23 protein-coding genes are annotated in these 25,278 nt (G+C 67.2%); 12 read left to right on the top strand and 11 right to left on the bottom strand.

Annotated features, from left to right (window positions below; all coding sequences use genetic code 11):
• Positions 1–47: 47 nt before the first annotated feature.
• Together dusA and A7B20_RS07810 are read right to left on the bottom strand one after the other, a co-directional pair.
• Positions 48–1,064, bottom strand: coding sequence for a tRNA dihydrouridine(20/20a) synthase DusA (gene dusA / locus A7B20_RS07815; RefSeq protein ID WP_102108006.1), 1,017 nt, complete (start codon positions 1,062–1,064; stop codon positions 48–50).
• A 318-nt stretch (positions 1,065–1,382) separates the two neighbouring features.
• Positions 1,383–2,183, bottom strand: coding sequence for an IclR family transcriptional regulator (locus A7B20_RS07810; RefSeq protein ID WP_216641179.1), 801 nt, complete (start codon positions 2,181–2,183; stop codon positions 1,383–1,385).
• A gap of 141 nt (positions 2,184–2,324) precedes the next feature.
• Between A7B20_RS07810 and A7B20_RS07805 the strand changes: the two genes are divergently transcribed.
• Genes A7B20_RS07805 through A7B20_RS07800 form a run of 3 tightly spaced genes read left to right on the top strand, consistent with a single transcriptional unit; the run spans position 2,325 to position 5,401 of the window.
• Positions 2,325–3,269, top strand: coding sequence for a tripartite tricarboxylate transporter substrate binding protein (locus A7B20_RS07805; protein WP_102108005.1), 945 nt, complete (start codon positions 2,325–2,327; stop codon positions 3,267–3,269).
• Positions 3,270–3,326: 57 nt separating this feature from the next.
• Positions 3,327–3,917 carry a hypothetical protein gene (locus tag A7B20_RS21565; RefSeq protein ID WP_245866679.1) on the top strand — a complete coding sequence of 197 codons (591 nt, stop codon included), beginning with the start codon at positions 3,327–3,329 and terminating at the stop codon, positions 3,915–3,917.
• Positions 3,914–5,401, top strand: a complete 1,488-nt coding sequence (locus tag A7B20_RS07800; protein WP_245866677.1) for a tripartite tricarboxylate transporter permease — start codon at positions 3,914–3,916, stop codon at positions 5,399–5,401. Before A7B20_RS21565 ends, A7B20_RS07800 begins: the two co-directional genes overlap by 4 nt.
• Positions 5,402–5,488: 87 nt before the next feature.
• On the opposite strand, the gene A7B20_RS07795 is transcribed toward A7B20_RS07800, so the two are convergent.
• From A7B20_RS07795 to A7B20_RS07765, 7 genes are all read right to left on the bottom strand, one after another.
• Entirely contained in the window at positions 5,489–5,983 is a 495-nt protein-coding gene (locus A7B20_RS07795; RefSeq protein WP_102108003.1) for a DUF4405 domain-containing protein, read from the bottom strand.
• A gap of 179 nt (positions 5,984–6,162) precedes the next feature.
• Positions 6,163–7,410, bottom strand: coding sequence for a fumarylacetoacetase (gene fahA, locus A7B20_RS07790; protein ID WP_102108002.1), 1,248 nt, complete (start codon positions 7,408–7,410; stop codon positions 6,163–6,165).
• A gap of 11 nt (positions 7,411–7,421) precedes the next feature.
• Positions 7,422–8,051, bottom strand: coding sequence for a maleylacetoacetate isomerase (gene maiA, locus A7B20_RS07785; RefSeq protein ID WP_102108001.1), 630 nt, complete (start codon positions 8,049–8,051; stop codon positions 7,422–7,424).
• Positions 8,048–9,394 (bottom strand): homogentisate 1,2-dioxygenase, encoded by a 1,347-nt coding sequence (hmgA, locus tag A7B20_RS07780; RefSeq protein WP_102108000.1) that lies wholly within the window; start codon positions 9,392–9,394, stop codon positions 8,048–8,050. The genes maiA and hmgA overlap by 4 nt, the downstream gene beginning before the upstream one ends.
• Positions 9,391–9,603: a DUF2783 domain-containing protein gene (locus A7B20_RS07775; RefSeq protein WP_102107999.1), complete on the bottom strand. Its 213-nt coding sequence runs from the start codon at positions 9,601–9,603 to the stop codon at positions 9,391–9,393. The genes hmgA and A7B20_RS07775 overlap by 4 nt, the downstream gene beginning before the upstream one ends.
• Complete coding sequence (locus A7B20_RS07770) at positions 9,597–11,207, bottom strand: FAD-dependent oxidoreductase (RefSeq protein ID WP_102108011.1); 1,611 nt, start codon at positions 11,205–11,207, stop codon at positions 9,597–9,599. The genes A7B20_RS07775 and A7B20_RS07770 overlap by 7 nt, the downstream gene beginning before the upstream one ends.
• Positions 11,208–11,238: 31 nt before the next feature.
• Positions 11,239–12,189 carry an MBL fold metallo-hydrolase gene (locus A7B20_RS07765; RefSeq protein ID WP_102107998.1) on the bottom strand — a complete coding sequence of 317 codons (951 nt, stop codon included), beginning with the start codon at positions 12,187–12,189 and terminating at the stop codon, positions 11,239–11,241.
• Positions 12,190–12,310: 121 nt separating this feature from the next.
• On the opposite strand from A7B20_RS07765, the gene A7B20_RS07760 reads away from it, so the two are divergent.
• The gene (locus tag A7B20_RS07760; RefSeq protein ID WP_102107997.1) at positions 12,311–12,838 is read left to right on the top strand and encodes a MarR family winged helix-turn-helix transcriptional regulator; all 528 of its coding nucleotides are present in this window, start codon (positions 12,311–12,313) and stop codon (positions 12,836–12,838) included.
• A 14-nt stretch (positions 12,839–12,852) separates the two neighbouring features.
• On the opposite strand, the gene A7B20_RS07755 is transcribed toward A7B20_RS07760, so the two are convergent.
• Together A7B20_RS07755 and A7B20_RS07750 are read right to left on the bottom strand one after the other, a co-directional pair.
• Complete coding sequence (locus tag A7B20_RS07755) at positions 12,853–14,211, bottom strand: aspartate aminotransferase family protein (RefSeq protein ID WP_102107996.1); 1,359 nt, start codon at positions 14,209–14,211, stop codon at positions 12,853–12,855.
• A gap of 32 nt (positions 14,212–14,243) precedes the next feature.
• Complete coding sequence (locus tag A7B20_RS07750; RefSeq protein ID WP_102107995.1) at positions 14,244–15,023, bottom strand: IclR family transcriptional regulator; 780 nt, start codon at positions 15,021–15,023, stop codon at positions 14,244–14,246.
• 206 nt (positions 15,024–15,229) lie between these two features.
• Here A7B20_RS07750 and A7B20_RS07745 point away from each other — a divergent pair, with 206 nt between their 5' ends.
• From A7B20_RS07745 to purU, 8 genes are all read left to right on the top strand, one after another.
• Entirely contained in the window at positions 15,230–17,686 is a 2,457-nt protein-coding gene (locus tag A7B20_RS07745) for an FAD-dependent oxidoreductase (protein WP_102107994.1), read from the top strand.
• A 20-nt stretch (positions 17,687–17,706) separates the two neighbouring features.
• Entirely contained in the window at positions 17,707–18,963 is a 1,257-nt protein-coding gene (locus tag A7B20_RS07740; protein WP_102107993.1) for a Tm-1-like ATP-binding domain-containing protein, read from the top strand.
• A gap of 19 nt (positions 18,964–18,982) precedes the next feature.
• On the top strand, positions 18,983–20,470 hold the full coding sequence (locus A7B20_RS07735; protein WP_102107992.1) for an aldehyde dehydrogenase: 1,488 nt from the start codon (positions 18,983–18,985) through the stop codon (positions 20,468–20,470).
• Positions 20,467–21,147, top strand: a complete 681-nt coding sequence (locus tag A7B20_RS07730) for an HAD-IA family hydrolase (RefSeq protein WP_102107991.1) — start codon at positions 20,467–20,469, stop codon at positions 21,145–21,147. The genes A7B20_RS07735 and A7B20_RS07730 overlap by 4 nt, the downstream gene beginning before the upstream one ends.
• Complete coding sequence (locus A7B20_RS07725; protein ID WP_102107990.1) at positions 21,144–22,433, top strand: aspartate aminotransferase family protein; 1,290 nt, start codon at positions 21,144–21,146, stop codon at positions 22,431–22,433. The genes A7B20_RS07730 and A7B20_RS07725 overlap by 4 nt, the downstream gene beginning before the upstream one ends.
• The gene (locus A7B20_RS07720; RefSeq protein ID WP_102107989.1) at positions 22,430–23,380 is read left to right on the top strand and encodes a phosphotransferase enzyme family protein; all 951 of its coding nucleotides are present in this window, start codon (positions 22,430–22,432) and stop codon (positions 23,378–23,380) included. Before A7B20_RS07725 ends, A7B20_RS07720 begins: the two co-directional genes overlap by 4 nt.
• Positions 23,377–24,162 carry an SDR family NAD(P)-dependent oxidoreductase gene (locus A7B20_RS07715; RefSeq protein WP_102107988.1) on the top strand — a complete coding sequence of 262 codons (786 nt, stop codon included), beginning with the start codon at positions 23,377–23,379 and terminating at the stop codon, positions 24,160–24,162. The genes A7B20_RS07720 and A7B20_RS07715 overlap by 4 nt, the downstream gene beginning before the upstream one ends.
• A gap of 184 nt (positions 24,163–24,346) precedes the next feature.
• Positions 24,347–25,228 (top strand): formyltetrahydrofolate deformylase, encoded by an 882-nt coding sequence (gene purU / locus A7B20_RS07710; RefSeq protein WP_102107987.1) that lies wholly within the window; start codon positions 24,347–24,349, stop codon positions 25,226–25,228.
• Positions 25,229–25,278 lie beyond the last annotated feature (50 nt).

Genomic DNA, 25,278 nt, shown 5'->3' with positions numbered 1-25,278 from the left:
GCCCGTCCTCGGCCCCGAAGGCGCACCAGCCGCGGGTGGCCAGCGCCTCACGCAACGGCGGCGCCTTCCGTCTCGGCCAGCGCCGCGCGCAGCACGTCGAGCCCCGCATCGGGGCGATGCGCCCGCTCCGACAGCACGCGCCGCCAGCCCCGCGCCCCGGGCCGTCCCGCGAACAGTCCCAGCATGTGCCGCGTGACCTGGTGCAGCCGCCCGCCCCGCGCGAGATGGTCCGCGAAATAGGGCTCCATGGCCGCAACCACCTCCGCCGGAGCGCGCCTTCGCGTGGGCGCGCCGAAGATCCGCGCATCGGCCTCGGCCAAGATGTCGAAGGGCCGCTGATAGGCCGCGCGCCCGACCATCACCCCGTCGATCCCCCGCGCAAGCAACGACTCCGCCTCGTCCAGGCTCTGGATCCCGCCGTTCAGCGAGATGTGCAGGTCCGGATACGCCGTCTTCATCGCGACGACGAGGTCGTAATCGAGCGGCGGGATGTCCCGGTTCTCCTTCGGGCTGAGCCCCTGCAGCCAGGCCTTCCTCGCATGGATCTGCACCCGGTCGACCCCCGCCGCGCGGATCCGCGACAGGAAGTCGGGCAGCACCTCCTCCGGCGCCTGGTCGTCGACGCCGATGCGGCACTTGACCGTCACCGGCACGCCACGGGGCACCTTCGCGATCATCGCGGCGACGCAGTCGGCCACCAGGGCCGACCGCTCCATCAGCACGGCGCCGAAACATCCCGACTGCACCCGGTCCGACGGACATCCGCAGTTGAGGTTGATCTCGGCATATCCCGCCTCCGCCCCGAGCCGCGCCGCCTCGGCCAGTTCCCCGGGGTCCGAGCCGCCCAGCTGCAACGCCACCGGCGCCTCGCGCGGATCGTGCTCCAGCAGATGCACCGCGCCGCCCCTGACCAGCGCCGGCGCCGTCACCATCTCGGTATAGAGCAGCGCATGCGCCGAAAGCTGCCGGTGCAGCATACGGCAATGACGGTCGGTCCAATCCATCATCGGGGCCACGGACAGACGGGACGAACCGCGAACTTCTGATTTCACTTCACCAATCATCTCTCATCCGTCGGTTTACCGGCTGCAAGATCACGCCGTTCCGGGGGGGTTATGACTCATTTTGCCGGGTTCCGCGAGCCGTGCCGCTGCGGCGTGGCAACTCACGCGCCGCCTGTCCAAGCGGTCGGTAATCCCTCCGGCCCCGTCGGAGCGTCCCCATGTCCGGGCGTCCGGCCCCGGACCAGCCCTCTGCCACAACCGACCACGGATGCCCAACCGTGACCGCGCATCATCCGGTGGCCCGGCAGGGTCACCATCCACGTTAGATGTCATTCCTGATCGAGGTTTCCAGTCGGCGCTACGAAAGCGGGCAGCGTATCAGGCCCCCAGCTCCCTGTGTGACTGGATGAAGCGCGCGGGAGGCTCCGCTCCGAGGGCGCGTGTTATCTCGATCGCCGTTCCGGTCACCGCCGAGGCGATGCGGGTCTCCAGTTCCGGCGTGATCCGCGAGGCGAGGCAGGCGGCGGCTACGGTTCCCATGGCATGGCCGGATGCGTCGAAGATCGGCGATGCGATCCCGATGGTCTCCAGTTCGAAGCTGCTGCTCGAGACGGCGTAGGCGCCGCCGCGAATTTTCGCCAGCGCGTCGATCAGCACCTCCCTGCTCGTGATCGTGTGCTCCGTATGGGCGCGGAAATCGGTGGAGGAGAGCGCATGGTCGACAAACTCCGCGCTTGCGAAGGCGAGGAAGGCGAGACCTGACGCCGTCGCATGGTAGGGAAGCGGTTGCGACGGGTCCACGTAGACGCGCGTGGCACGCTGGGGTTCGACGATGTGGACCGTGGCAAGCGCATCCGCTTCCGGCAGACAAACGTGAATGGTTTCCCCGATCGACGCCGACAACCTCTCGGACGGCGGCTTGGCGAGGGAAAGAAACGGAAACGAGGCTTCGCGGACCCGCGCCAGCTTCAAGACGGCAGTCCCGATTCGAAAGGTCCTGGCGTCCGGATCCTGCTCCACGAAGCCGCCGGCCATGAGGCTGTTGAGCAGGCGCAGCGCGGTCGCCTTGTCCTGTCCAGCCCTCCGCGCGAGGTCGCTCAGGCCCCACTCCGGCTCGGTGACCGTGAAGCACGACAACAGGTGGAACGCCTTGTCCACCGTTCCCATCGATTTTCCCATGACTCGGCAGACCTCCCGTAACCCGTGCAGCGATGTCTACTTCAAACCAGAGTTGACACAAGGTAAGGGGGCGTGCAACATATTTGAACCACTGGTTACAATAATGAACCGATCAACAGGTAGAACAGGGAGATACCTCGAATGCGCAAGGATTGGAGGAAGGGCGTGGCCATGGCCATCGCCGCGTCAGCAAGTCTCATCGCGGGCCCCGCGCTCGCCGAGTATCCGGAGCGTCCGGTCACGTTCATCGTTCCGTGGCCGCCGGGCGACCTTGAAGATCAGCTGACCCGGGTCATCGCCGAGGAGATGACGCGCGAGACCGGCGTGCCTGCGAAGGTGGTTAACCGGCCCGGCGGTGGCGGCATCGAGGGTGCCACTGCCGTGTCCCAGGCAGGCGCCGACGGCTACACCATCGGGTCGTTCGTGATCGACGTGCCGACGATGCATGTCATAAAGGGCAATGCCGCCTACGGCCGCGACACGTTCGAACCGATCGGGATCTTCCTGACCTATCCCTTCGCGCTCGTGGCCGCCGCCGACGCGCCCTACTCCAACCTCGCGGAGCTTGCCGAATACGCGAAGTCCCACTCGGTGCGGCTGGGCCATTACGGCTACGATCTGGTTCCGACCATGGCGACCTTCGCCGCGGCACGGGAGCTCGGGTTCGAGTTCGGCGCAGATGCCGCGTTCGACCTGCTGGACTGCTCGACCTTGCGGACCGGCGACGTGGACGTGATGAACACCACCATGGCGACCGTCCTGGCCTGCCTCGACGACGTGAAGGTCATCGCCGCCTACACCGACGAACCGCTGTCGATCAAGCCCGACGCCAAGCTTCTGTCCGAGCAAGTGCCGGGCCTGAACATCACCCTCTGGAACGGCCTGTTCGTGCCGGCCGGCACGCCGCAGGAGGTGAAGGACAAGATCGCAGCCGCGGCCGAAAAGGCCGTCGCGTCGCAAGACGCCCAGGACATCGCCGCCGCGACCGGCGCGGGTGTCTACTGGATGGGGGCCGAAGAGGCCGCTGCACGCATCGAGGCCGACTACTCGGCGGCAGAGGCGCTCGTCGAGGCGGCGAAGAAGTGATGCGCGTACCGGGCGCGGCCTGTCCGCGCCCGAACTGTCCAACCCCAGGAGGTGACGATGACCCGCAGCGGTCCACCGGGCAGTGAACTCGAGATCATGGAGGACGATCACGAGGAGGTCGTGCCGCCCGAGGCGGAAGGTCTGGCCTCGACCATCTTCCTGATCGTGACCCTCGTCCTGCTCGGGCTCGCCCCCTTCGCGACGCAGCCGCAACCCGAGGGCCGCGGCTGGTATCTCGCCCCGATCGGATGGCCGCTCGTCAGCCTGGGAATGGCGGGGATCGCCGGGCTTGTCCTTGCCTGGGGCTTCCTCCGTGATCTTGCCAGGTCCGCCGACAAGAGCGGCTTTCTCAGGCAGGCGCTCTGGGCCTTCGGCGGAACGGCCCAGGCCATCGAATACGCCGTCTATTTCTGCATCTACCTCGTCGGGGTCTCGTACCTCGGGTTCGGGATCGCAACACTGATCTTCCTGGTCTTCGTGACCTGGCGGGCAGGACTGCGCGGGCGGGGATGGGTCCTGAAGGCGTGCTGCGTGGCCGTGGGCCTCGTTCTGGTCTTCCGCCTGGGCATCGGCCTGTGGTTTCCGCTCGCACCCATCTTCCAATACCTGCCCGGCTGGGTGGGAAACACGCTGGGGTCCGTCCTGTGATCGACAACTTCCTTCTGGGTCTTGAATACGTCGCCCACTGGCAGGTCCTGGCAGCCCTCGTCGCCGGCGCCGTCCTCGGCATCATGGTGGGCGCGGTCCCCGGTCTCGAACCGGCGGGGGCGATGGCGATCCTGCTGCCATTCAGCCTCCAGCTCGACCCCCTGCCCGGGATCATGCTGCTGCTCGGCGCCTATGGTGGCGCGTGGTACGGCGGAGCCATCCCGGCGATCCTGATCCGTGTGCCGGGCACGCCGGTCAACGTGCTGACAACCTATGACGGCTACCCGATGTCGCGGCGGGGCGAGACCTTCCGCGCCCTGTCGCTGGCCTATTCCTCGTCCTTCATCGGCGGGATCGTTTCGGTTCTCGCGCTCGTCCTTCTCGCGCCCTACCTCGCCAGGGTGGCCGAGCGCTTCGGGGCGCCCGAATTCGCGATGGTCGCGGTGCTGGCCCTCGTCTCGGTCCTGCTTGCGCACCAGAGGCAGATCGCGGGCGCGATCCTGTCGCTGGGCCTTGGCATGTTTCTGGGTACGGTCGGCTTCGAGTCGCCGTTCAACACGCAGAGATTCACCTTCGATCAGCAGTGGCTGCTGGGCGGCGTACCGCTCGTGCCTGTGGTCATCGGCCTCTTCGCGATGTCGCAGGCGTTCGTGCTTCTGGGAACGGACGCCCGGCCGAAAGCCGACATGGGGGGCGCGGGGGAAAGCCGCTGGAGCGGCTTGGCCGAGGCGCTGAAATACCCGCGCACGCTGGCGCGGTCCTGCGGGCTGGGCGTGTTCATGGGGCTTCTTCCGGGGGTGGGCGAATTCGGCGCGCAGTTCCTGTCATATTCGCTGGCCCGCCGCTTTTCCAGGAAGCCGGAGGAGTTCGGGAAGGGATCGCCCGAGGGTCTCGTCGCGTCGGAAAGCTCGATCAACGCCTGTACCTCGACGGTTCTCGTGCCGCTCCTTTCGCTGGGCATTCCGGCGGATCCCCTCATGGCGATGCTTCTGGCCGTCCTCATGATCCACAACATCGTTCCCGGCCCGGAGCTGTTCGCGAGCCGGCCCGAGTTCATCTCGGGGCTCTACATCTCGCTCTTCGTGCTGAACGTCGTGATCCTGCTGCTGCTGCTCGTCTCCACGAAGTCCATCGTCAAGCTGTCGAACATCAACCCCCGGATGATCGGCGCGACCATTCTCGTCCTCGCGCTGGTCGGATCGTACACGCAGAATTATCGTCTGACCGACGCACTCATCACGGTGATCTTCGCCATCATCGGCCGTTTCATGCTGCGCAATGGCATTCCGCCGTTCCCGCTGGTCATCGGGCTGGTTCTGGGGCCATTGCTGGAGCTTCGGATGAAACAGTCGCTCAGCCTGTCGAACGGCGATCCGAGCGTGTTCCTGACGCGCCCCATCGCGGCGACGCTGCTGGGGTTTTCGGTCGCCGCCGTTCTTCTCTTCACGATCTCGCGCTTTCGCGCGGGCAAAGCGCAGGAGTGAAGCCTCCGGGAGGCCGGCTGGCCGGCGGAACGCGATTGCGCTCCACCTGCGCGCATCACCGGCCATCGGCAGGCTGCCTGCCTGCGGCTAGGGTCGCGCCAAGGCCGCCGAAAGCTGGAACGCAGTCTTGCCGGACAGCGCGGCGACGTCCCGCAAGGACAGCTCGGGCGACGACATGTCAAAACCGGCAGTGTCGAGCCGCGTCACGATCACGTCCGCCGGGATGCCCAGAACGGGCGACAGGGTGGCGGCATTGTTGTCGATAAGCCTTTCGACCAGGGCGAATTGCGGCGGGCCGCCCGCGGCGCCTTCGGTGTTCACCATGAAGAATGGCACGGACAGCGCGACGGCGACGACAAGGGAAAGCATCATCGGCATGCGCTTGAAGTAGTTGACCATGGGTCTCCAGTTCTTCCACAGGTGCAGGGCGAACGGAATGATCAGCACGATGCTCAGCCATTCGTGGATACCGTGCCATGCCCGCCCTCCGAGGTGAAAGAAAAGGGCAAGGCCGGACACCAGGGATACGACAAAGAATGTCGTGATCATCGGCGTCGCATATTTCCTGAATGTGGATGTCATCGTTTCGTCCGCTTCGTGGCTGCAATTACACCTCTTGAACGGGGTGAAGGTCAGCCTCCGTCGCGGACGGCATGAACTTTCCGATCCCGCCGGGCCGGCGGATCCGGACCACGACTTGCGGTGAAAGCGGAGGAAGGCCGGGAGGAGCACGACCCTACCCGGCCTGATAGTGACGCCGATCAGTCCGTGACGGGGCGTGCCGGTCGCACCTGTCCGCTGCACGCCCCGAAGCCGATGCGGTAGCCCTTCCCGAGCGCGGCGCCGCGCAGGGTTAGGGTGTCGCCGTCCTCGATGAAGCTGCGGCTCTCTCCGGTGTCGAGCGTGATCGGCGCCTTGCCGCCCCAGCTCATCTCGAGGAGCGAGCCGCGGGCGTCCGGATCCGCGCCCGAGATCGTGCCGGAGCCGAGGAGGTCGCCCACCCGCATCGGACAGCCGCTGCTGGTGTGGTGCGCAAGCTGCTGGGCGGCGGAATAGTAGAGCTCCCTGACGTTGGTGCGCGACAGCACCGTCTCCTGCCCGCCCTCCGGTGTCAGGCCCACCTCCAGCGTGATATCGTAGAGCATCGGCGCGGGCTCGGCGAGGTAGGGAAGCAGCGGCACCTCGCGCGCGGGCGTCGGGATGCGGAATGGCTCCAGCGCGGCGGCGGTGACGATCCACGGACTGATCGTCGTGGCGGTCGCCTTGGCCTGGAACGGACCCAGCGGCTGGTATTCCCAGGCCTGGATGTCCCGCGCCGACCAGTCGTTCAGCAGCACGTAGCCGAAGATGTTGTCGAACGCCTCCGCCACCGTGATCGGCCCGTCCGAGGGCTGGCCCACGATGGCGCCCATCTCCAGCTCGATGTCGAAGCGCCGGCTCGGCCCGAAGCGGGGCGCGTCGTCGTCCGGGCCCTTCAGCTGGCCGTTGGGCCGGACGACAGGCGTGCCGGAGACGACGACCGAGGAGGCGCGGCCGTTGTAGCCGATGGGAATGTGCAGCCAGTTCGGCGGCAGCGCGTTCTCGGAGCCACGGAACATGCTGCCCACGTTGAAGGCGTGGTTCTTGCTGGCGTAGAAGTCGGTGTATTCGCTGACCCGGAACGGCATGTGCATCCGCACATCCGCCTGGTTCACAAGGTATTCGGGCCGGGGTTCGGCGCCTTCGGACAGCAACCCGGTCAGGCGGGCGCGCAGCTCGGCCCAGGCCTCGTGCCCTAGGTCCATGAAGTCGTTCCAATAGGGAACGTCGAAAACCGGATGGCCCGCCGGTGTCACCAGTCCGTCGCCCTCGGCGGCGCAGAGGTCGAAGATCCTGTCGCCGATGGCCACCCCGCAGCGCGGCATGGTTCCATCGTCGGCCGCGAAAACGCCGTAAGGCAGGTTGTTCAGCGGGAAGTCCGTGCCGGGCGCATTGGCGCTCTCGACCCAGGAGCGGATCAGGTCGGTCATGTCGGTGCCTTTCAGGTCGCGTCGGGTTGGTTTTCGGGCCGGGAAGCCTCGAAGGCCGGCAGTGCGAGGCAGCGCGCCTCGATCTCTGTCAGGCGCTTGAACGGGGCCAGGTCGCAGCCCCAGCGATGCGCGTTGTAGAGTTGCGGCACGAGGCACAGGTCGGCGAGGCCGGGCGCGTCGCCGAAGCAGAAGGGTGTGTCGGCCTCGATCATCGCCGCGAAGGCCGCAAGGCCCCGCGTCATCCAGTCGTTCATCCAGGCCACGGCCTCGTCCTGGCCGTGACCCATGGACTTCAGCTTGGCCACGACGCGCATGTTGTTGACCGGGTGGATGTCGGTTGCCACCGCCAGCGCCGCGGCGCGGACACGGGCGCGGGCCATCGGATCGGGCGGCAGGAGTGCCGGTTCGGGAAAGGCCTCGTCCAGCCATTCGAGAATGGCCATGGACTGCGTCAGCACGGTGCCGTCGTCCAGCATCAGCGTCGGCACGCCCCGCCCGGGGTTGAGCGCGACATAGTCCGCCGCGCCCTGTTCCCCGGCAACGAGGTTCACCGGGACCGCCTCATGGGCGACCCCCTTCATCGCCAGAGCGATCCGCACCCGCCAGGACGTGGTCGACCGCCAGTAGGTATGGAGCTTCATTTCCGGCCCGGCGTGCCGTCGAACTTCTTCTCCAGGCTGTCCCAGCAGTCGATGTAGTCGTCCTGCAGCGGCGCCTCCTTCCCGGCGAACTCGGTCAGGTGCTGCGGGAAACGGGTCTCGAACATGAAGGACATGGTGTTGTCGAGCTTGTCCGGCCCAAGGTTGGCGTTCGACGCCTTTTCGAAGGCCTCCCGGTCGGGCCCATGGGGCAGCATCATGTTGTGCAGCGACATGCCGCCCGGGACGAAGCCCTGCGGCTTGGCGTCGTACTGGCCGTAGATGTTGCCCATCAGCTCGGACATGACGTTCTTGTGGTACCAGGGCGGGCGGAAGGTGTTCTCGGCCACCAGCCAGCGCTCGCGGAACAGCACGAAGTCGATGTTCGCGGTCCCCGGCACGGCCGAGGGCGCGGTCAGCACGGTGAAGATCGACGGGTCGGGATGATCGAACAGGATCGCGCCGACCGGGCAGTAGGTCTTGAGGTCGTATTTCAGCGGCGCGTAGTTGCCGTGCCATGCCACCACGTCCAGCGGCGAGTGCCCGATCTTCGTCTCGTGGAACTGGCCGCACCACTTGATCGTCAGGGTCGAGGGTGTCTCGCGATCCTCGAAGGCCGCGACGGGCGCCTTGAAGTCGCGGGGGTTCGCCATGCAGTTCGCACCGATGGGCCCGCGGCCCGGCAGGGCGAACTTCTGACCGTAGTTCTCGCAGACGAAGCCGCGGGCGGGGCCTTCCAGCAGCTCGACCCGGTAGACGAGGCCGCGCGGCAGGATCGCGATCTCCTGCGGGGCGATGTCGATGATCCCGAGCTCGGTGAAGAAGCGCAGCCGGCCTTCCTGCGGAACCACCAGAAGCTCGCTGTCGGCGGAGTAGAAATAGCTGTCCACCATGCTCTCGGTGACGAGGTAGACGTGGGCGGCCATGCCGGTCTGCGTGTTGACGTCGCCCGCGGTGGTCATGGTCCGCATGCCCGTCAGCCAGGTCAGCCCGTCCTGGTGCGGCACCGGGTTCCAGCGGTACTGGCCGAGACTCGTGACGCCATCGGGATTATGCGGCGCCGTCTTCCAGTACGGCAGCGCGATCCGTTCGTAGCGGGCAGAATGCTTGACCGAGGGCCGGATGCGGTAGCACCAGGTCCGCTCGGGCCGGACGTCGGTGAAGGCGGTGCCGGACAGCTGCTCGCCGTAGAGGCCGTATTCGCATTTCTGGGGCGAGTTCATGCCCTGCGGCAGCGCGCCGGGCAGCGCCTCGGTCTCGAAATCGTTGCCGAAGCCCGGCATGTAGCCCGGCGTGGTCGTGCCGCCCTCGGCCTGGATGGTGACGTCCGGTTGATACCTGGTCATGGCGCATCTCCTGATCTGGGTTGGCCCGAGGTGCGGGCGGCTTCGAGGGCGGCGGAAAGCGTGGCGCGGTCGCCGATGTGGTTGGCGAGGATGAGGATCAGCCGGGCGTTGAGGGCGTGGCTTTCCTCGGGCGCCAGCCCTTCGTGCACGCCCAGAAGCTCGGCGTAGAAGCCGTCGGGATCGGGGATATTGGGGGCGAGGTTCAGCATGTCGCCTCTCCCATCGCGCGGCGCATCGCGGCGCGGACCTGCGGTTCGTCGAAGGTGGGCCAGCGCCCCGCCACGTGCTGGTCGGGGCGTATCAGGTAGAGTCCCGTCGGCGCCTCCCCGAGATAGCGGTCGCGGATCAGCGGCGCGACGGCGGTGTCGACGCTCAGGCGCCTCGCGGTCACGCCCGCCTCGGGGAGGCTCTCGGGTGCCTCGCAGTCGAGGGCAAGGAGCGTGAAGCCCGCGCCGAGGGACTTCAGCAGAAAGCCGTCGCCGAGGGGCGCGTCTGGGCAGGGTGCGCCCGGGCGGCTGCGGGCCGGGGCGTCCAGCGCATCGGGCGTGTTGAGCGGCGAGCCGTCATAGATGCAGGGCACGCTCAGGCGGCCCGAGTTGATCAGCTGACGGGCGAACGGGTGATCGCGCGCAAGGTCCAGCACCGCGTTGCGGAAGAGGCGCGAGACCTGCGACTTCGGGGTGAGGAAGTCGGTGGAGCGGGAAGAGTTCAGGATGTTCTCGTCCGCCGCCATCACCCGCTCGGCATCGTAGCTGTCGAGCAGTCCGTCGGGTGCGCCTTCCAGCACCGCCTTGAGCTTCCACGCCAGATTGTCCGCGTCCTGCACGCCCGAATTCGCCCCGCGCGCCCCGAAGGGCGAGACCTGGTGCGCGCTGTCACCGGCGAACAGCACCCGGCCGTGGCGGAAACGCTCCATCCGGCGGCACTGGAAGGTGTAGATCGAGCACCAGTCGAGCTCGTAGTCCGAATGCCCCAGCATCTGGTCGACGCGGGCGCGGATGTTCTCGGGCCTCAGCTCCTTCTCGCGGTCGATGTCCCAGCCAAGCTGGAAGTCGATGCGCCAGATGTCGTCGGGCTGCTTGTGCAGGAGTGCGCTGTCGCCGGATTTGAACCACGGCTCGAACCAGAACCAGCGCTCGGTCGGGAAGTCGGCGGTCATCTTCACGTCGGCGATCAGGAAATTGTCTTCGAAGACGCGACCCTCGAACCCCAGACCCAGCATCGACCGGACCGGCGAGCGGGCACCGTCGCAGGCAACGACGTAATCCGCTTCCATCCGGTAGGGTCCGTCCGGAGTAATAAGGTCGATCGCCACCCCGTCGCCGGTATCCTTCACGGCGTCGACACGGTTCTTGCCCCGCACCTCGATCGGCGCGCCCTTTGCCTGCGCCCGCGTGACCGCCTCCATCACGAAGCGTTCGAAATGCGGCTGCTGGAGGTTGATGAAGGCGGGATATTCATGGCCTGCCTCGGGCAGCAGGTCGAAGTCGAAGATCTCGTCCCGGTCCCGGAAGACGCGGCCCTTCTGCCAGACGATACCCTTGCCCAGCATGTCCGGCCCTGCCCCGAGCCGGTCCATGATCTCGAGCGTGCGCTTGGCGAAGCAGAGCGCACGAGACCCGAGGCCGACGCCCTCGTGATCGTCGAGCACGACGACCGGCGTGCCGCGCAGGCCGAGGTCCAGGGCCAGCGACAGCCCGACCGGACCCGCGCCGACGATGACGACGGGGTGCCGGACGGGCGCCCCGGCATCCTGATCGGGCACGCGGGCATAGGGGTACAGCTTGAAGGCCAGCGGATATCGGTCCTGCATCGTCATGTCTCTCCTCCCCTCGCCGGCCCTCTCAGGCCTGAAGCTGCTCCCACATCTCCAGATCGCGGGCGGCGGTCCAGATCCGCGGCGTGTCGATGCCGCGGGCCTCGTCATAGGCGCGGGCCACGTTGAACGGCAGGCAGTGTTCGTAGATGGCATAGTCCTTGAACTTCGGGTCGCAGGCCTCGCGCACGGCGTCCCAGGCGTCCTTGAGGCTGCCGCCCCGGGCCGCGACCTGCCTGACCGGACGATAGGTGCTCTCCACGAAATCGCGGGTATTGGCGAGCGCCGCATCGACCATCTCCCGCCCGACCAGCGCATCGCCGCGGCCGGGCGCGATGCTTTGCGGATCGTAGGCCTTCACCGCGTCGAGCGTCCCGCCCCAATCCTCGAAGTGCCCGTCGCCGCAGTAGCAGGCGGAGTGGTATTCCACGATGTCGCCGGTGAACATGGTCTGCGCGTCGGGCACCCAGATCACGCTGTCGCCCGCGGTATGGGCGCGGCCGATCTGCTTGATCTCGATCTTCCGGTTGCCGAGGTAGACGGTCATACCGTCACTGAACGTCGTCGTCGGCCAGGTCAGGCCCGGGATGCTCTCGTGGCCTTCGAAGAGGCGCGGGAAGCGCTGGAATTCGCTGTCCCAGTCCTCCTGTCCGCGCTCGACCACCATCGCGCGGGCGGTGTCAGACATGATGATCTGGCTCGCGCCGAAGGCCGAGGCGCCAAGGACGCGCACGGCATGATAGTGGGTCAGGACCACATGGCTGATCGGCTTGTCGGTGACGGAGCGCACGCAGTCGATCACCTTGTTCGCCAGCCGCGGGGTCGCCTGCGCCTCGACGATCATCACGCTGTCGTCGCCGATTATGACACCAGAGTTGGGGTCTCCCTCGGCGGTGAAGGCATAAAGACCCTCGCCGATCTCGGTGAACGAGGTCTTCTTCTCGGTCATGTCCCCCTGGGACGCGAATGCCTTGGCCATGTGGGTTCCTTTCCGTGCGTTTCGTGGCGATGTCGTTTCAAACGCAACGAGTCGGTTATCGTTGCATCTGCAATGAAAGTCAATATTGTTGCACCTGCAACGATGCCGGGATCCTGCGACCATGCCGACCGCTTTCCGCCTCTCCGCCTTCCTGCCCTACCGGCTCGCCGTCCTGTCCGAGAGGGTCAGCCGCCGGCTTGCCGTCGAATACGAGCGGAGCCATGACCTGTCGGTGGCCGAATGGCGTGTCCTCGCGCATCTGTCCCGCTGCGGCGCGGTCTCGGTCCGCGACATCCACGACTGCGTGAACCTCGAGAAACCGCGCGTGAGCCGCGCCGTCAGCCGACTCGAAAGCCAGGGCCTCGTCACCAAGGCGCCGGTCGACCGCGACGGCCGACTGCTGGCGATCTCGCTGACTCCGAGTGGTCGCGCGATCCTGGACGACATCGTGCCCAAGGCGCACTCGGTCGAGCGGAGGTTGCGGGAGGCGGTCAGCCCCGAGGACCTCGCAACCTTCTTCAGCGTCATGGAGCGATGGCACGCCGTCCTCGACGACGACCCCGACGCCAGACCGCGGTCGCGGATGGACGTCGAGGGCCTCGATGCGCCCGAGGCACCGGATCCGGCAACGTCCGGTCTGCCGGGCTGAAGCCGCCACGACGCTCATCCGGCGGTCGCGAGGCCGGCGTCGAGCGCCGAAAGGATCGCCGCGACATCGGCTTCGGTCACGACCAGCGGCGGCGACAGGATGATGTTGTTGCCGGAGACCCGCAGCATCGCGCCGCTCTCGTAGGCCACGCGATGCACGCGGCCGATGGTCTTCTTGTCGATCGGTTTCCTGGTGTCCCGGTCCGAGACCAGCTCGACCGCGCACATCAGGCCATGCCCGCCGCGCACGTCGCCGACGACCGCATGCCTGTCCTTGATGGCCTGCAGACCCTCCCAGAGCTGCGCGCCACGGGCGGCGGCGTTGTCCTTGACCTGAAGGCGCTCGGTCTCGCGAAGGCAGGCGATGGCCGCAGCAGCGCCCACGGGATGGCCGGAGTAGGTATAGCCCGACCCGATGGACCCCTTGCCCGACGTGTCCGCCTCGAAGACCTCGGCGATCCTGTCACCGATCATCACCGCGCCGAAGGGGAAGTAGCCGTTGGTGATGGCTTTCGCCGTGCACATCATGTCGGGCCGGACGCCCCAGTGACGGGAGCCGGACCAGCTTCCGGTGCGACCGAACGCGGTGATGACCTCGTCCGCGATCAGAAGGATGCCGTGCCGGTCGCAGATGTCGCGCACGCCGGGCATGAAGCTTTCGTGGGGCGGGATCACCCCTCCCGCGCCAAGGACCGGCTCCATGATGAAGGCCGCGATGGTCTCGGCCCCTTGGAAGGCGATCTCGTCCTCGAGCGCCGAAAGGCAGAGCTGCGCCAGCCGCGCGGGGTCGGCCTCGTTGAACGGGTTGCGGTAGGTGTAGGGCGCCGGGATGTGGAAACAGCCCGGCATCAGCGGTTCGTACTGGGTACGGAAATTGGCATTGCCGTTGACCGAGGCGCCCAGCGTATGGGTGCCGTGATAACCCTTCTTCAGGCTGAGGAACTTGGTCCGTCCGGCCTCGCCGCGCAGCTTGTGATATTGCCGCGCGAGGCGCAGCGAGACCTCGACCGAGTCCGATCCGCCGGAGGTATAGAACGCGCGGGCCATTCCGTCCGGCGCGAAGAAGTCCCGCAGCATGGCGCCGAGTTCGATGACCGCATCGTTGGAGGTGCCGCGGAAGATCGAGTAGAACGGCAGGCGGTTCAGTTGATCGGTGATCGCCTGTTTCACCGGATCGCAGGAATAGCCGAGATTCACGTTCCACAGACCGCCGACGGCGTCCACCGTCTCGTGACCGTCCACATCCCGGATCCGGACCCCCTGCCCTTCGACGATGATGTCGGGCGGATTGGCGATGCTGTCGGCCGGATGCGCCATGGGGTGCCAGACGTCGCGGGCGTTGTGTTCTTTCAGGGAATTCACGTCTTGGCGCATGGCGGCCTCCTTGATGTCCGGGTCCGGCGGTCTCAGTCGAGCATCGGGTCTGCGGCGAGTTGGTCGTGGGGCCCTCCGACGAGGGCGGTTTCCAGCCTCTCGACGCCCACGCGCAGGCTGTCCACCAGGAAGCGCTCGTGTTCCGGCGTCAGGTTCAGGTCGGGCACCGCAATCGCGATCGTGCCCGACGGATCCGCCGAGCCCAGAAAGAACGGCATGGCGACGCTCGCCACGCCCACCTCGACCGTATTGCGTGTGCAGGCATAGCCCGCGGTCCTGGTCGTGGCGCAGAGCGTGCGAAGGTCGTCGGCATCCGTGACCGTGAAGCGCGTCAGCCTTTCGCGCGGAAGTTCGAGAAGGCGCTCGCGGGTCTCAGGGGTGCAGAAGGACAGGTAGGCAAGGCCCGAGGAAGACGAGTGGAACGGATACCGGTCCGCGGGACGCAGGTTGATGACGTTGCCGCGTTGCGGAAGGTTGTAGGCCACCGTCGACATCCCTGCCTGCCCCGCGATGCTGACGTGGACCGTCTCGTTCGTCTTTCTGCTGAGCCAGGCCGACACGATCTGCGTCGCGCGGACCATCGGGACGGTCGCTTCACGCAGACGCGCGAGCGCCAGGAATCCCGAGCCGAGGAAATAGCGCTGGTTCTCCGGGTTCTGTTCGACGAAGCCGCTCTTCACGAGCGAAACGAGGATCCTGCGAACGACGGCCTTGTCCTCGCCGGTCAGTCTGGCCATCTCGTTCAGGCCGATTTCCAGCCGCTCCAGCGAGAACTGTCGCAGCACTGTCATGGCCTTGTCGACAGTCGTCATGGCTCGCTCCCGTCCCTCTCCCTACGGCCCGCAAAGTCATCGGTAAGGCTGCACGGGGCCTCGTTCCAGAAAATTGCGCTTATGGTGCGTTAATCGCACCTCTGGTGCAATTTCTTTTGAGAACCGACTCCGCCTCGGCATGCTGCCCGGCAAGACGACTCTTTCCGACCGCCCGAGGTCGCACCGTGGCGAAAGGCCGACAGCAGATGACCAGCACCCTTCCCGAGACCGCTCCCGCCGTTATCATCGGTGGCGGCATCATCGGTGTCTCGACGCTTTATCACCTTGCGAAGCGCGGCGTTCCTGCGGTTCTGATCGAACGGCGCAAGCTCGCCAGCGGGACGACCTGGCACGCGGCGGGCATCGTGGGCCAGCTGCGAGACAGCACCGCCCAGACCGAGCTGGGCAAGTACACCGCGCGGCTGTTCCGCGAGCTGGAAGAAGAGACCGGACAGGCGACAGGCTACAAGCCCAACGGCACCATCAACCTTGCCCTCGGCGAGGTGCGCCACGAACAGCTGCTGCGCAGCCACGACCACGCCGTGCGCATGGGCATCGAGACGCAGCTTCTGTCCGTCGCCGAGTTGCAGGAGAAATGGCCCTGGATCGAGACCTCGGACGTCAGGTCGGCCTTCTTCGTCCCCTCCAACGGCCAGGTGAACCCGCTCGACGTGACCGTCGCCATGAGCAAGGGCGCGCGGGCCAATGGTGCGCAGGTGTTCGAGAACACCAAGGTCACCGACCTGCTGGTGAAGGACGGCAAGGTGATCGGCGTCGAGACCGACAAGGGCGTGATCGCCACCGACAAGGTGCTGCTGGCGGGCGGCATGTGGAGCCACCTCTTCGCCAAGGCGAAGGGCGTGACGGTACCTCTGCACGCGACCGAGCACTTCTACATCGTGACCGAGCCGGTGGAGGGGCTGCCGAGGACACAGCCGATCCTGAATATCGCCGAGGAACGCACCTACTGGAAGGAAGACACCGGCAAGCTGCTGATCGGCGCGTTCGAGCAGCGCGGCAAGCCCTACGGGCAGAACGGGATCCCCGAGGATTTCGAGTTCGACGAGCTGCCCTTCGACATGGAGCACGTCGAGGCGAACCTCGAGAAGATGTTCGAACGGATGCCGGCGCTTGGCGAGATGGGCATCCAGACCTTCTTCAACGGTCCCGAGAGCTTCACCCCGGACGGGCGCCCCTATCTGGGTCCGACGGCCGAGATCAAGGGGCTGTTCGTGGCGACCGGTATGAACTCCAACGGCATCCTCAATTCCGGCGGCGTGGGCCTGACCATGGCGGAGTGGATGACCGACGGCGCGCCGTCGCGCGGGATGGGGCCGATGCTGGCGCGGCGCGCGCATCCGTTCCAGTCCAACACCCGCTACAACCGCGAGCGGGCCATGGAGTCGGTCGGCTTCCACTACGGCGTCTCCTGGGTCGGGCGCCAGATCCACTCGGCCCGGGGCGTCCGCCGCGTTCCGCTGCACGACCGGCTGAAGGAGGCCGGTGCGACCTTTGCCGAGCGGATCGGCTGGGAAGTGCCGATGTATTTCGACCCCGGGAAGAAGGGCTGGAACGAGGAACCGAACCTGCGCTGGAAGGACTGGGCGCCGCATGTGCAGGCCGAATGCCTTGCCGCACGCGATGCCGCCGTGATGATCGACCAGTCGATGTATGCCAAGATCCAGGTGCAGGGGCCGGACGCGGTGAGGGCGCTCAACCGGGTCTGCGGCGCGCAGATGGACGTCGAGGTAGGCACCTCCGTCTACACGCAGTTCCTGAACGGCCGCGGCGGGATCGAGGCCGACGTGACCGTCACCCGCATCGCGCACGATCGTTTCATGGTCATAACCGGCCACCCCAGCCAGATAAGGGATCAGGCCTGGATCAGGGACCACGCCGATCCCGACTGGCGGTTCGAGATCTTCGACGCGACATCGGCCTACGGCCTGATCTCGCTTCACGGCCCGAAATCGCGCGAGATCCTTTCGGCCCTCTCCGGCGACGACCTGTCGGACACGGCCTTCCCCTTCGGCGCGGCGCGCGAGATCGACATCGCCTATGCCCGCGGCTGGGCGATCCGCCGATCCTTCCTGGGCGAGCTCGGATACGAGCTGATGGTGTCCACCGAGTTCCTCGCAGGCATCTACGAGGCGCTGATGGAGGAAGGCGCGAAGCACGGCCTGAAGCACATGGGCATGTTCGCGATGAATGCCTGCCGGCTCGAAAAGGGCTTCCGCCACTTCGGCCACGACATCGCCGAGGACGACACGCCCTACGAGACCGGCCTCGGCTTCGCCGTGAACCTCGGCAAGGACGACTTCCTCGGCCGCGACAGGCTGGCCGGGCAGAAGGCCAACGGCCCGGCGCAGAAATACCGCACCGTGTCCTGCATCGTCGAGGGCGTCGACCACACCGGCCCCTACCTCATTCACAACGAACCCGTCTGGAAGGGCGGCGCCATCGTCGGCCATGTCACCTCGGGCGACTGGGGCTTCCGGATCGAGGCGATGGTGGGGCTTGCCAGCCTTCACCACGAGGACGGCGTCACCAAGGCGTGGATCGAGGACGGCGGCTTCGAGGTGCAGATCGCGGGCGAGATGTATCCGCTGAGGGTCCAGCTTGCGCCGTTCTACGATCCGTCGGGCGCGATCATGCGGGGCTGACCGCAGGGGGAGGAGAACCCATGGCCGACAAGACCATCCTGATCGTCGGGACCTACGACACCAAGAACGACGAACTCGACTTCATCGCCGCCAAGATCCGGGCGCTTGGCGGAGGGACCCTGACGCTGGACGTCAGCGTGCTGGGCGATCCCGCGCAGCCGACCGACATCTCGAAACACGAGGTGGCCGAAGCCGGCGGCAGCTCGATCGACGAGGCCATCGCCAGCGGCAGCGAACACGTCGCCATGAACATCATGTCGAAGGGCGCCTGCCTCCTGTCCCGCCGGTTGTGCGATGCGGGGTCCATCGACGGCGTCATCATCCTCGGCGGCACAATGGGCACCGACCTGGCGCTCGACGTCTGCCGGGGACTGCCGCTCGGCCTGCCGAAATACGTCGTCTCGACCGTCTCCTTCTCGGCGCTCATCCCGTCCGAGCGCCTGTCTCCCGATATCCAGATGATCCTCTGGGCAGGCGGCCTCTACGGGCTGAACGCGATCTGCCGGTCGTCGCTGTCCCAGGCGGCCGGGGCGGTGCTGGGGGCGGCCCGCGCCGCCGAGCCCACGACCAGCCAAAGGCCGGTGATCGGCGTCACGTCGCTGGGCACCTCCTGCCTGAAGTACATCAGGTTCCTCAAGCCCGCGCTCGAGGCGCGCGGTTACGAGGTCGCGGTGTTCCACGCCATGGGCATGGGCGGCATGGCGTTCGAGCAGATCGCCGCGCAGAAGGGCTTCGCCTGCGTCTTCGATTTCGCCGGGTGCGAACTCGGCAACCTCATGGCCGGGTCGGTCGTGAACGCCGGCAAGGACCGCCACCGCGCCGCGGGCCGGGCGGGCATCCCGCAGCTGGTCGCGCCTGGCTGCATGGACCTGATCGATTTCGCGGGCTGGCAGGAGATCCCCGAGCGTTTCCGGGACCGGCCACTGCACATCCACAACAAGCTGGTGACGAACACGATCTACAACGCCACGGAACGACGCGAGATCGCGCGGGAGCTGAACAGGCGGATCGGAGAAAGCGCCGCGCCGACCCATCTGCTGATCCCCGGCGGCGGGATCGAGGAGTGGGACAGGCCGGGCGGGGATTGCCACGATCCCGAGGGGCTCGGCGCTTTCCTGTCCGAGCTGCGCGCCACCGTCGCCGAGGGCGTCTCGGTCAGCGACACCGACCTGCACATCAACGATCCCGGGTTCTCGGAGCTCGCGCTCGAAATCTTCGACGGCTGGGTGAAGGACGGCATCGTTCCGGCCGCCGACAGCGCGGGGTCGGCTCAATGACTGCAGCGAAGGGCAAGACATGCTGAACCAGGCCACCATCGACGCGCTGCGCCATTTGCCGGTGCCGCCTCAGGCACATTTCATCGGCGGAAGGCGGACCCCTGCCCTCGACGGCGGGCTGCTCGACGTCGTCTCGCCCATCGACGGCCGCGTCCTGACGCAGATCGCGGATGGCAGCGCGGGCGACGTCGATGCCGCCGTCGCAGCGGCACGCGCGGCCTTCGAGGATGGCCGCTGGTGCCGCATGGCGCCCGCGGCGCGCAAGAAGGTGCTGATGCGTCTTGGCGACCTGATCGAGGCGAACGCCCTCGAATTGTCCGTCCTCGGCGTGCGCGACAACGGCACCGAGATCGCCATGGCCTACAAGGCCGAGGCGCTGTCGGCCGCCGGGACCTTCCGCTACTACGGCGAGGCCATCGACAAGGTCTATGGCCAGATCGCGCCGACGGCCGAAAATGTCCTCGGTCTCGTCCACCACGCACCGGTGGGCGTGGTCGGCGCCATCGTGCCGTGGAACTTCCCGCTGATGATCGGCAGCTGGAAGGTCGCCCCGGCGCTCGCCGCGGGCAATTCGGTGGTGCTGAAACCGGGCGAGACCGCCTCGCTGACGCTGCTGAGAATCGCCGAACTGGCGAGCGAGGCCGGCGTGCCGGACGGCGTGTTCAACGTCTTCACCGGCCGCGGCGCCACCGTGGGCGAGGCGCTGGCGCTCCACATGGACGTCGATATCCTGGCCTTCACCGGCTCCGGCGCGACGGGGCGGCGGCTGCTGGAGTACGCCGCGCGCTCGAACCTCAAGCGGTGCTACCTGGAATTGGGCGGCAAATCCCCCAACGTGGTCTTCAGTGACGCGCCCGACCTGGCCGAGGCGGCGAAAGTGTCGGCCGCCGGGATCTTCCGCAATTCGGGGCAGGTCTGCGTCGCCGGCTCGCGCCTGCTGGTGCAGGAGGATATCGCCGAGGATTTCGTGGCCGAGCTGACCCGCCACGCCGAGGCGTTCAGGGTCGGCGATCCGCTGGACCTCGGCAGCCAGATCGGCGCGGTGCATTCGGAAACCCAGCTTGCCGCCAACCTCGATTTCGTCCGCGCCGCCGAGACCGAGGGCGCGGAGCGCCGGACCGGCGGCGAGCGCATCCTGACCGAGACCGGCGGCACCTACATGCAGCCGACGATCCTCGCGGGCGTGAAGGAGGGCGACCGCCTGTTCCAGAACGAGGTCTTCGGCCCGGTCCTGTCGGTCACAACCTTCGGGGACGAGGACGAGGCCGTGCGCCTTGCCAACGGCACTGCCTTCGGGCTGGCCGCCGGCGTCTGGACGTCGAACCTGTCGCGCGCCCACCGCATGATCGGGCGCATCCGCGCGGGCGTCGTGCACGTCAACACCTATGGCGGCTCGGACCTGACGGTGCCGCTGGGCGGACACAAGCAGTCCGGCAACGGCCACGACAAGTCGCTGCACGCGCTCGAGAAATACACCGACCTCAAGACGGCCTGGATCCAGCTATGACCGAACCAACCCTCGCCAAGGCGCTCATCTTCGATTTCGGCGGCGTCATCTCTCGCACGCTCTTCGAAACCCACGCCCAGACCGAGACGACCCTTGGCCTGCCCCCCGGCAGCCTGACCTGGCGGGGGCCGTTCGACCCGGAGACCGATCCGCTCTGGCGCGACATGCAGGCCGACAGGATAAGTGAGCGCGACTACTGGTATGCGCGCACGCGCGAGCTGGGCGAGATGGTGGGTGAGGACTGGACCGAGCTTTCGGATCTGGTGAAAGCGGTGCGCGGCAATGCCCCGTCCGAGGTGATCCGGCCCGAATTTCTGGACACCATCGCCGCCGCCCGCGCCCAAGGGGTGCGGCTGGCGATCCTGTCGAACGAGCTCGACCTGTTCTACGGGGCGGAATTCCGCGACAAGCTGCCGTTCCTGCAGGATTTCGAGGTGATCGTCGACGCGACCTATACCGGCATCCTGAAACCCGATCCGCGCGCCTACCGGATCGTGCTCGACAAGCTGGACCTCGCGCCGGGCGACTGCGTCTTCGTCGACGACCAGGACCGCAACATCGCGGGCGCCGAAAAGGTCGGGCTGCGGGCCGTCCCCTTCGACGTCACCCGCCCCGGCGAAAGCTACGCCCGAGTCCGCGCGGCGGCAGGGTTGCAGCAGACGGGAGCCACCGCATGAAGCGCGACACCGAAACCCTGATCGCCGACCGCAGGCGGCTGCTCGGCCCGAACGTCTCGACCTTCTACGACGACCCGGTGCACGTGGTGCGCGGCGAGGGCGTCTGGCTCTGGGACGCCGAAGGGCGCAAGTACCTCGATTGCTACAACAACGTGCCCGTGGTGGGCCACTGCAACCCCCGCGTGGTCGAGGCGATCTGCCGTCAGGCGGGCACGCTCAATACCCACACGCGCTACCTGCACGACGGCATCCTCGACTATGTCGAGAAGCTGACCGGGACGATGGATGCCTCGCTCAATACGGCGGTGCTGACCTGCACCGGGTCCGAGGCGAACGACATCGCGCTGCGCATGGCCGAGGCCATGACCGGCAAGCGCGGGATCATCGCGACGGATGCCACCTATCACGGCAACACCGCGCTGGTCAGCCAGCTGAGCCAGTCGAACAAGCCCACTGTGGGCTTCGGACTCGGGCGGTATTTCAGGTTTGTCGAGGCGCCCGACAGCTACCGCAGCCCCGACCCGGACGGCACGCGCTTCGCCGATGCGGTGGCCGAGCAGATTGCCGAGCACGAACGCTCCGGCACCGGCTTCGCGGCGCTGGTGATCTGTCCCTATTTCCTGAACGAAGGCTTCCCCGACAACCCGGACGGCTGGCTGAAGCCGGTGGCCGAGGTCGTGCGAAAGGCCGGGGGCCTGCTGATCTGCGACGAGGTGCAGTCGGGCTTTGGCCGTACCGGCACGCACATGTGGGCGCACCAGAAGATGGGCGTCCTCCCCGACATCATGGTGCTGGGCAAGCCGATGGGGAACGGGCATCCGATCGCGGGCCTCGTCACGCGCGCCGAGATCGTGGCCAAGTTCCGAAAGGGCTATCGCTATTTCAACACCTTCGGCGGCAACCCCGTCTCCTGCGCGGCGGCGATGGCGGTGCTGGAGGAGATCGAGGAGAAGAACCTTGTCGAGAACGCCCGCACCGTCGGCCTCTACGCCCGCAAGCGGCTTGAATCGCTGAAGGCCAGGTACGACGTCGTCGGCGACGTGCGCGGGTCGGGCCTGATCTTCGGGGCCGAGATGGTGCTGGACCGCGAGACGAAGGATCCGGCGAGCGACTTCACCGACCGCGTCATCAACGCCATGCGCCACCGCGGGGTGATCCATTCCAAGCTCGGGCGGCACAAGAACACGCTCAAGATCCGCCCGCCCCTGCCCTTCTCCATCGAGAACGCCGATCTGCTGTTCGACACGCTCGACGAGGTTCTGGCCGAGACGCCGCTTCGATCATGAGCGATGTGATCGGAAAAGCGCTGTCGCTCTGGGGCTTCGACGGCGCGGGTTGCCGCCTGATCGCCGCGCGCGAGAACAAGGTCTACCGCGTCGACCGTGACGGTGCCGCCTATGCGCTGCGCCTGCACCGGCCGGGCTATTGCTCGGAGGCCGAGTTGCGCTCCGAGCTGCAGTGGATGGCCGCCGCCGATGCAGGCGGGATCCACGTTCCGTCTCCGGTCCCCTCGGCGGACGGCAAGCTGCTGCACACCATCGACGGGGTGGCCGTCGATGTCCTGAGCTGGCTTGGCGGCACGCCGCTCGGAAAGACGGGCACGCCGCTGGCGGTGGCCGACCGGCTTGGCCTCTTCCGCGCGATCGGACGCGAGATGGCCCGCCTGCACGCCGTCTCTGACGCCTGGGCGCTGCCCGACGGCTTCATCCGACGCCGCTGGGACCGGGACGGTCTTCTGGGCGAGGCTCCCGTCTGGGACCGGTTCTGGGACAACCCGACCCTGTCGCCCGAGGATCGCGCGCTGTTCTTGCACCTCAGGGTGGTTGCGGCCGCGGACCTCAAAGCTCGCGAGGGTGCGCTGGATTACGGGCTGATCCATGCGGACCTCGTGCGCGAGAACATCATCCTCGACGCTGGCCGGGTGCAGCTCATCGACTTCGACGACAGCGGCTTCGGCTTCCGCCTTTTCGACATCGCGACGACCCTGCTGCGCAACCGGCCGGAGCCGGACTTCGAGGCGCTGAAGACCGCGCTGCTGGACGGCTATCGATCGCAGCGCGACCTCGACCTCGACGCGCTCGACCTCTTCCTGGCGCTGCGCGCCGCGACCTATGTGGGCTGGATCATCTCGCGCATGAGGGAGGACGGGTCGGTCGCACGGAACGCCCGCTTCGTCACCACCGCGCGCGACCTGGCCGAGGCATATCTCTCGAAAGGCGAAGCATCATCATGACCCGTTTCCAAGGCAAGACCGTGATCGTGACCGGGGCCGGCACCGGCATCGGCGCGGCCTGCGCGCGCCGCCTCGCCGGCGAAGGCGCCAACGTCATCCTCACGGGCCGCAGGCCCGAGCCCCTCGAGGCCGTCGCGGCGACCTGCAACGGCGTGGCCGTCGCCGGTGACGCGGCCTCAAAGGATCACGCCGAGGCGCTGGTCCGGCTCGCGAGGGACCGCTTCGGCGGGCTCGACGCGGTGGTGTGCAATGCGGGCGGCTTCGGCTTCGGCACCCTGACGGACGTCTCGGACAGCGATTGGGCGAAGGCCGTCGAGGCGAACCTGAATACCGCGATGGTCATGGCCCGGGCGGCGATGCCCGCGCTGGTCGAACGCGGTGGGAATGTCCTGATGATGGCCTCCATCGCCGCACTCGCCGCGGGGCCGGAAGCCTGCGGTTACGTCACCATGAAACACGGGCTGATCGGCCTCACCCGCTCCATCGCGCGGGATTTCGGCCGACAGGGCGTGCGCTGCAACGCGATCTGCCCCGGCTGGGTCCGGACCGAGATGGCCGCCATGGAGATGTCGGAGATGATGGAGCGCAAGCGCCTCGCCAGCCGGGAGGAGGCCTACGCGCTGGTGACGCGGGACGTTCCCCTGGGCAAGCCCGCGATGCCCGAGGACGTGGCCGCCGCCGTCGCGTTCCTCTGCTCTGGCGAAGCGTCGATGATCACCGGCGCGGTCCTGACCGTCGATGGCGGGGCGAGCGTCGTCGACGTGCCCACGCTGGCGTTCTGAACGCGAAGTCGCCCCCCCGACCGGCCAAGGCTGCGGGGAAATCCGAAGTTCGCCGACTAAGGGCTTGTCGCCGACCTCTTAACCTCCATTCCGGAACTGACCGGAAAGCTCTGACACCGCGACCACCGCCGGACAGCCAGGGAATGTCCCACGGCGGGTCGATCCGACCTGAAAGGCTGGAAACATGACATACGTTCTGACCGTCCGTTGCGCCTCGCGGCGCGGTATCGTCGCCGCCGTCTCGGGCTATCTGGCCGAACACGGCTGCAACATCACGGACGCCGCCCAATTCGACGACACCGAAAACGGAAGCTTCTTCGCCCGTATCAGCTTCGCGGCCGAGACCGGCGTCCCCCTCGCGACGCTGAAGGAAGGGTTCGCCCCGGTCGCCGAACCTTTCGCCATGGAATGGGGCATGCACGACACCCTCGACCGCATGAAGGTCGTGATCATGGTGTCGAACTTCGGCCATTGCCTGAACGACCTGCTGTATCGCTGGCGCATCGGCGCGCTGCCGATCGACATCGTCGGCGTGATCTCGAACCACATGACCTATCAGAAGCCGGTGGTGAACCACGACCTGCCGTTCCACCACATCAAGGTCACGAAGCAGAACAAGCCCGCGGCCGAGGCGCAGCTTCTGCAAGTGGTCGAGGACTCGGGCGCCGAACTGGTCGTGCTGGCGCGCTACATGCAGATCCTGTCCGACAGCCTGTGCCGCAAGATGTCGGGGCGGATCATCAACATTCACCATTCCTTCCTCCCCAGCTTCAAGGGGGCCAACCCCTACAAGCAGGCCTTCGAGCGTGGCGTGAAGCTCATCGGCGCGACCTCGCACTACGTCACCGCCGATCTGGATGAGGGGCCGATCATCGAGCAGGACACGACGCGCGTCACGCACGCCCAGAGCGCGTCCGACTACGTGTCGCTCGGCCGCGATGTCGAGGCTCAGGTTCTCGCACGCGCGGTCCATGCCCACAGCCAGCATCGGGTCTTCCTCAACAAGGACAAGACCGTCGTCTTCCCGGCCAGCCCCGGAGCCTATGCGTCGGACCGAATGGGTTAGCAGCGGCTTCCAGTTCGCCTTGCGCGGAAGTGCGCCGGGGATCTGCGCCC

Source organism: Oceaniglobus roseus (genome assembly GCF_002869745.1).
GTDB lineage: Bacteria > Pseudomonadota > Alphaproteobacteria > Rhodobacterales > Rhodobacteraceae > Oceaniglobus > Oceaniglobus roseus.
This window is presented reverse-complemented; position numbering and strand designations above follow the sequence as displayed.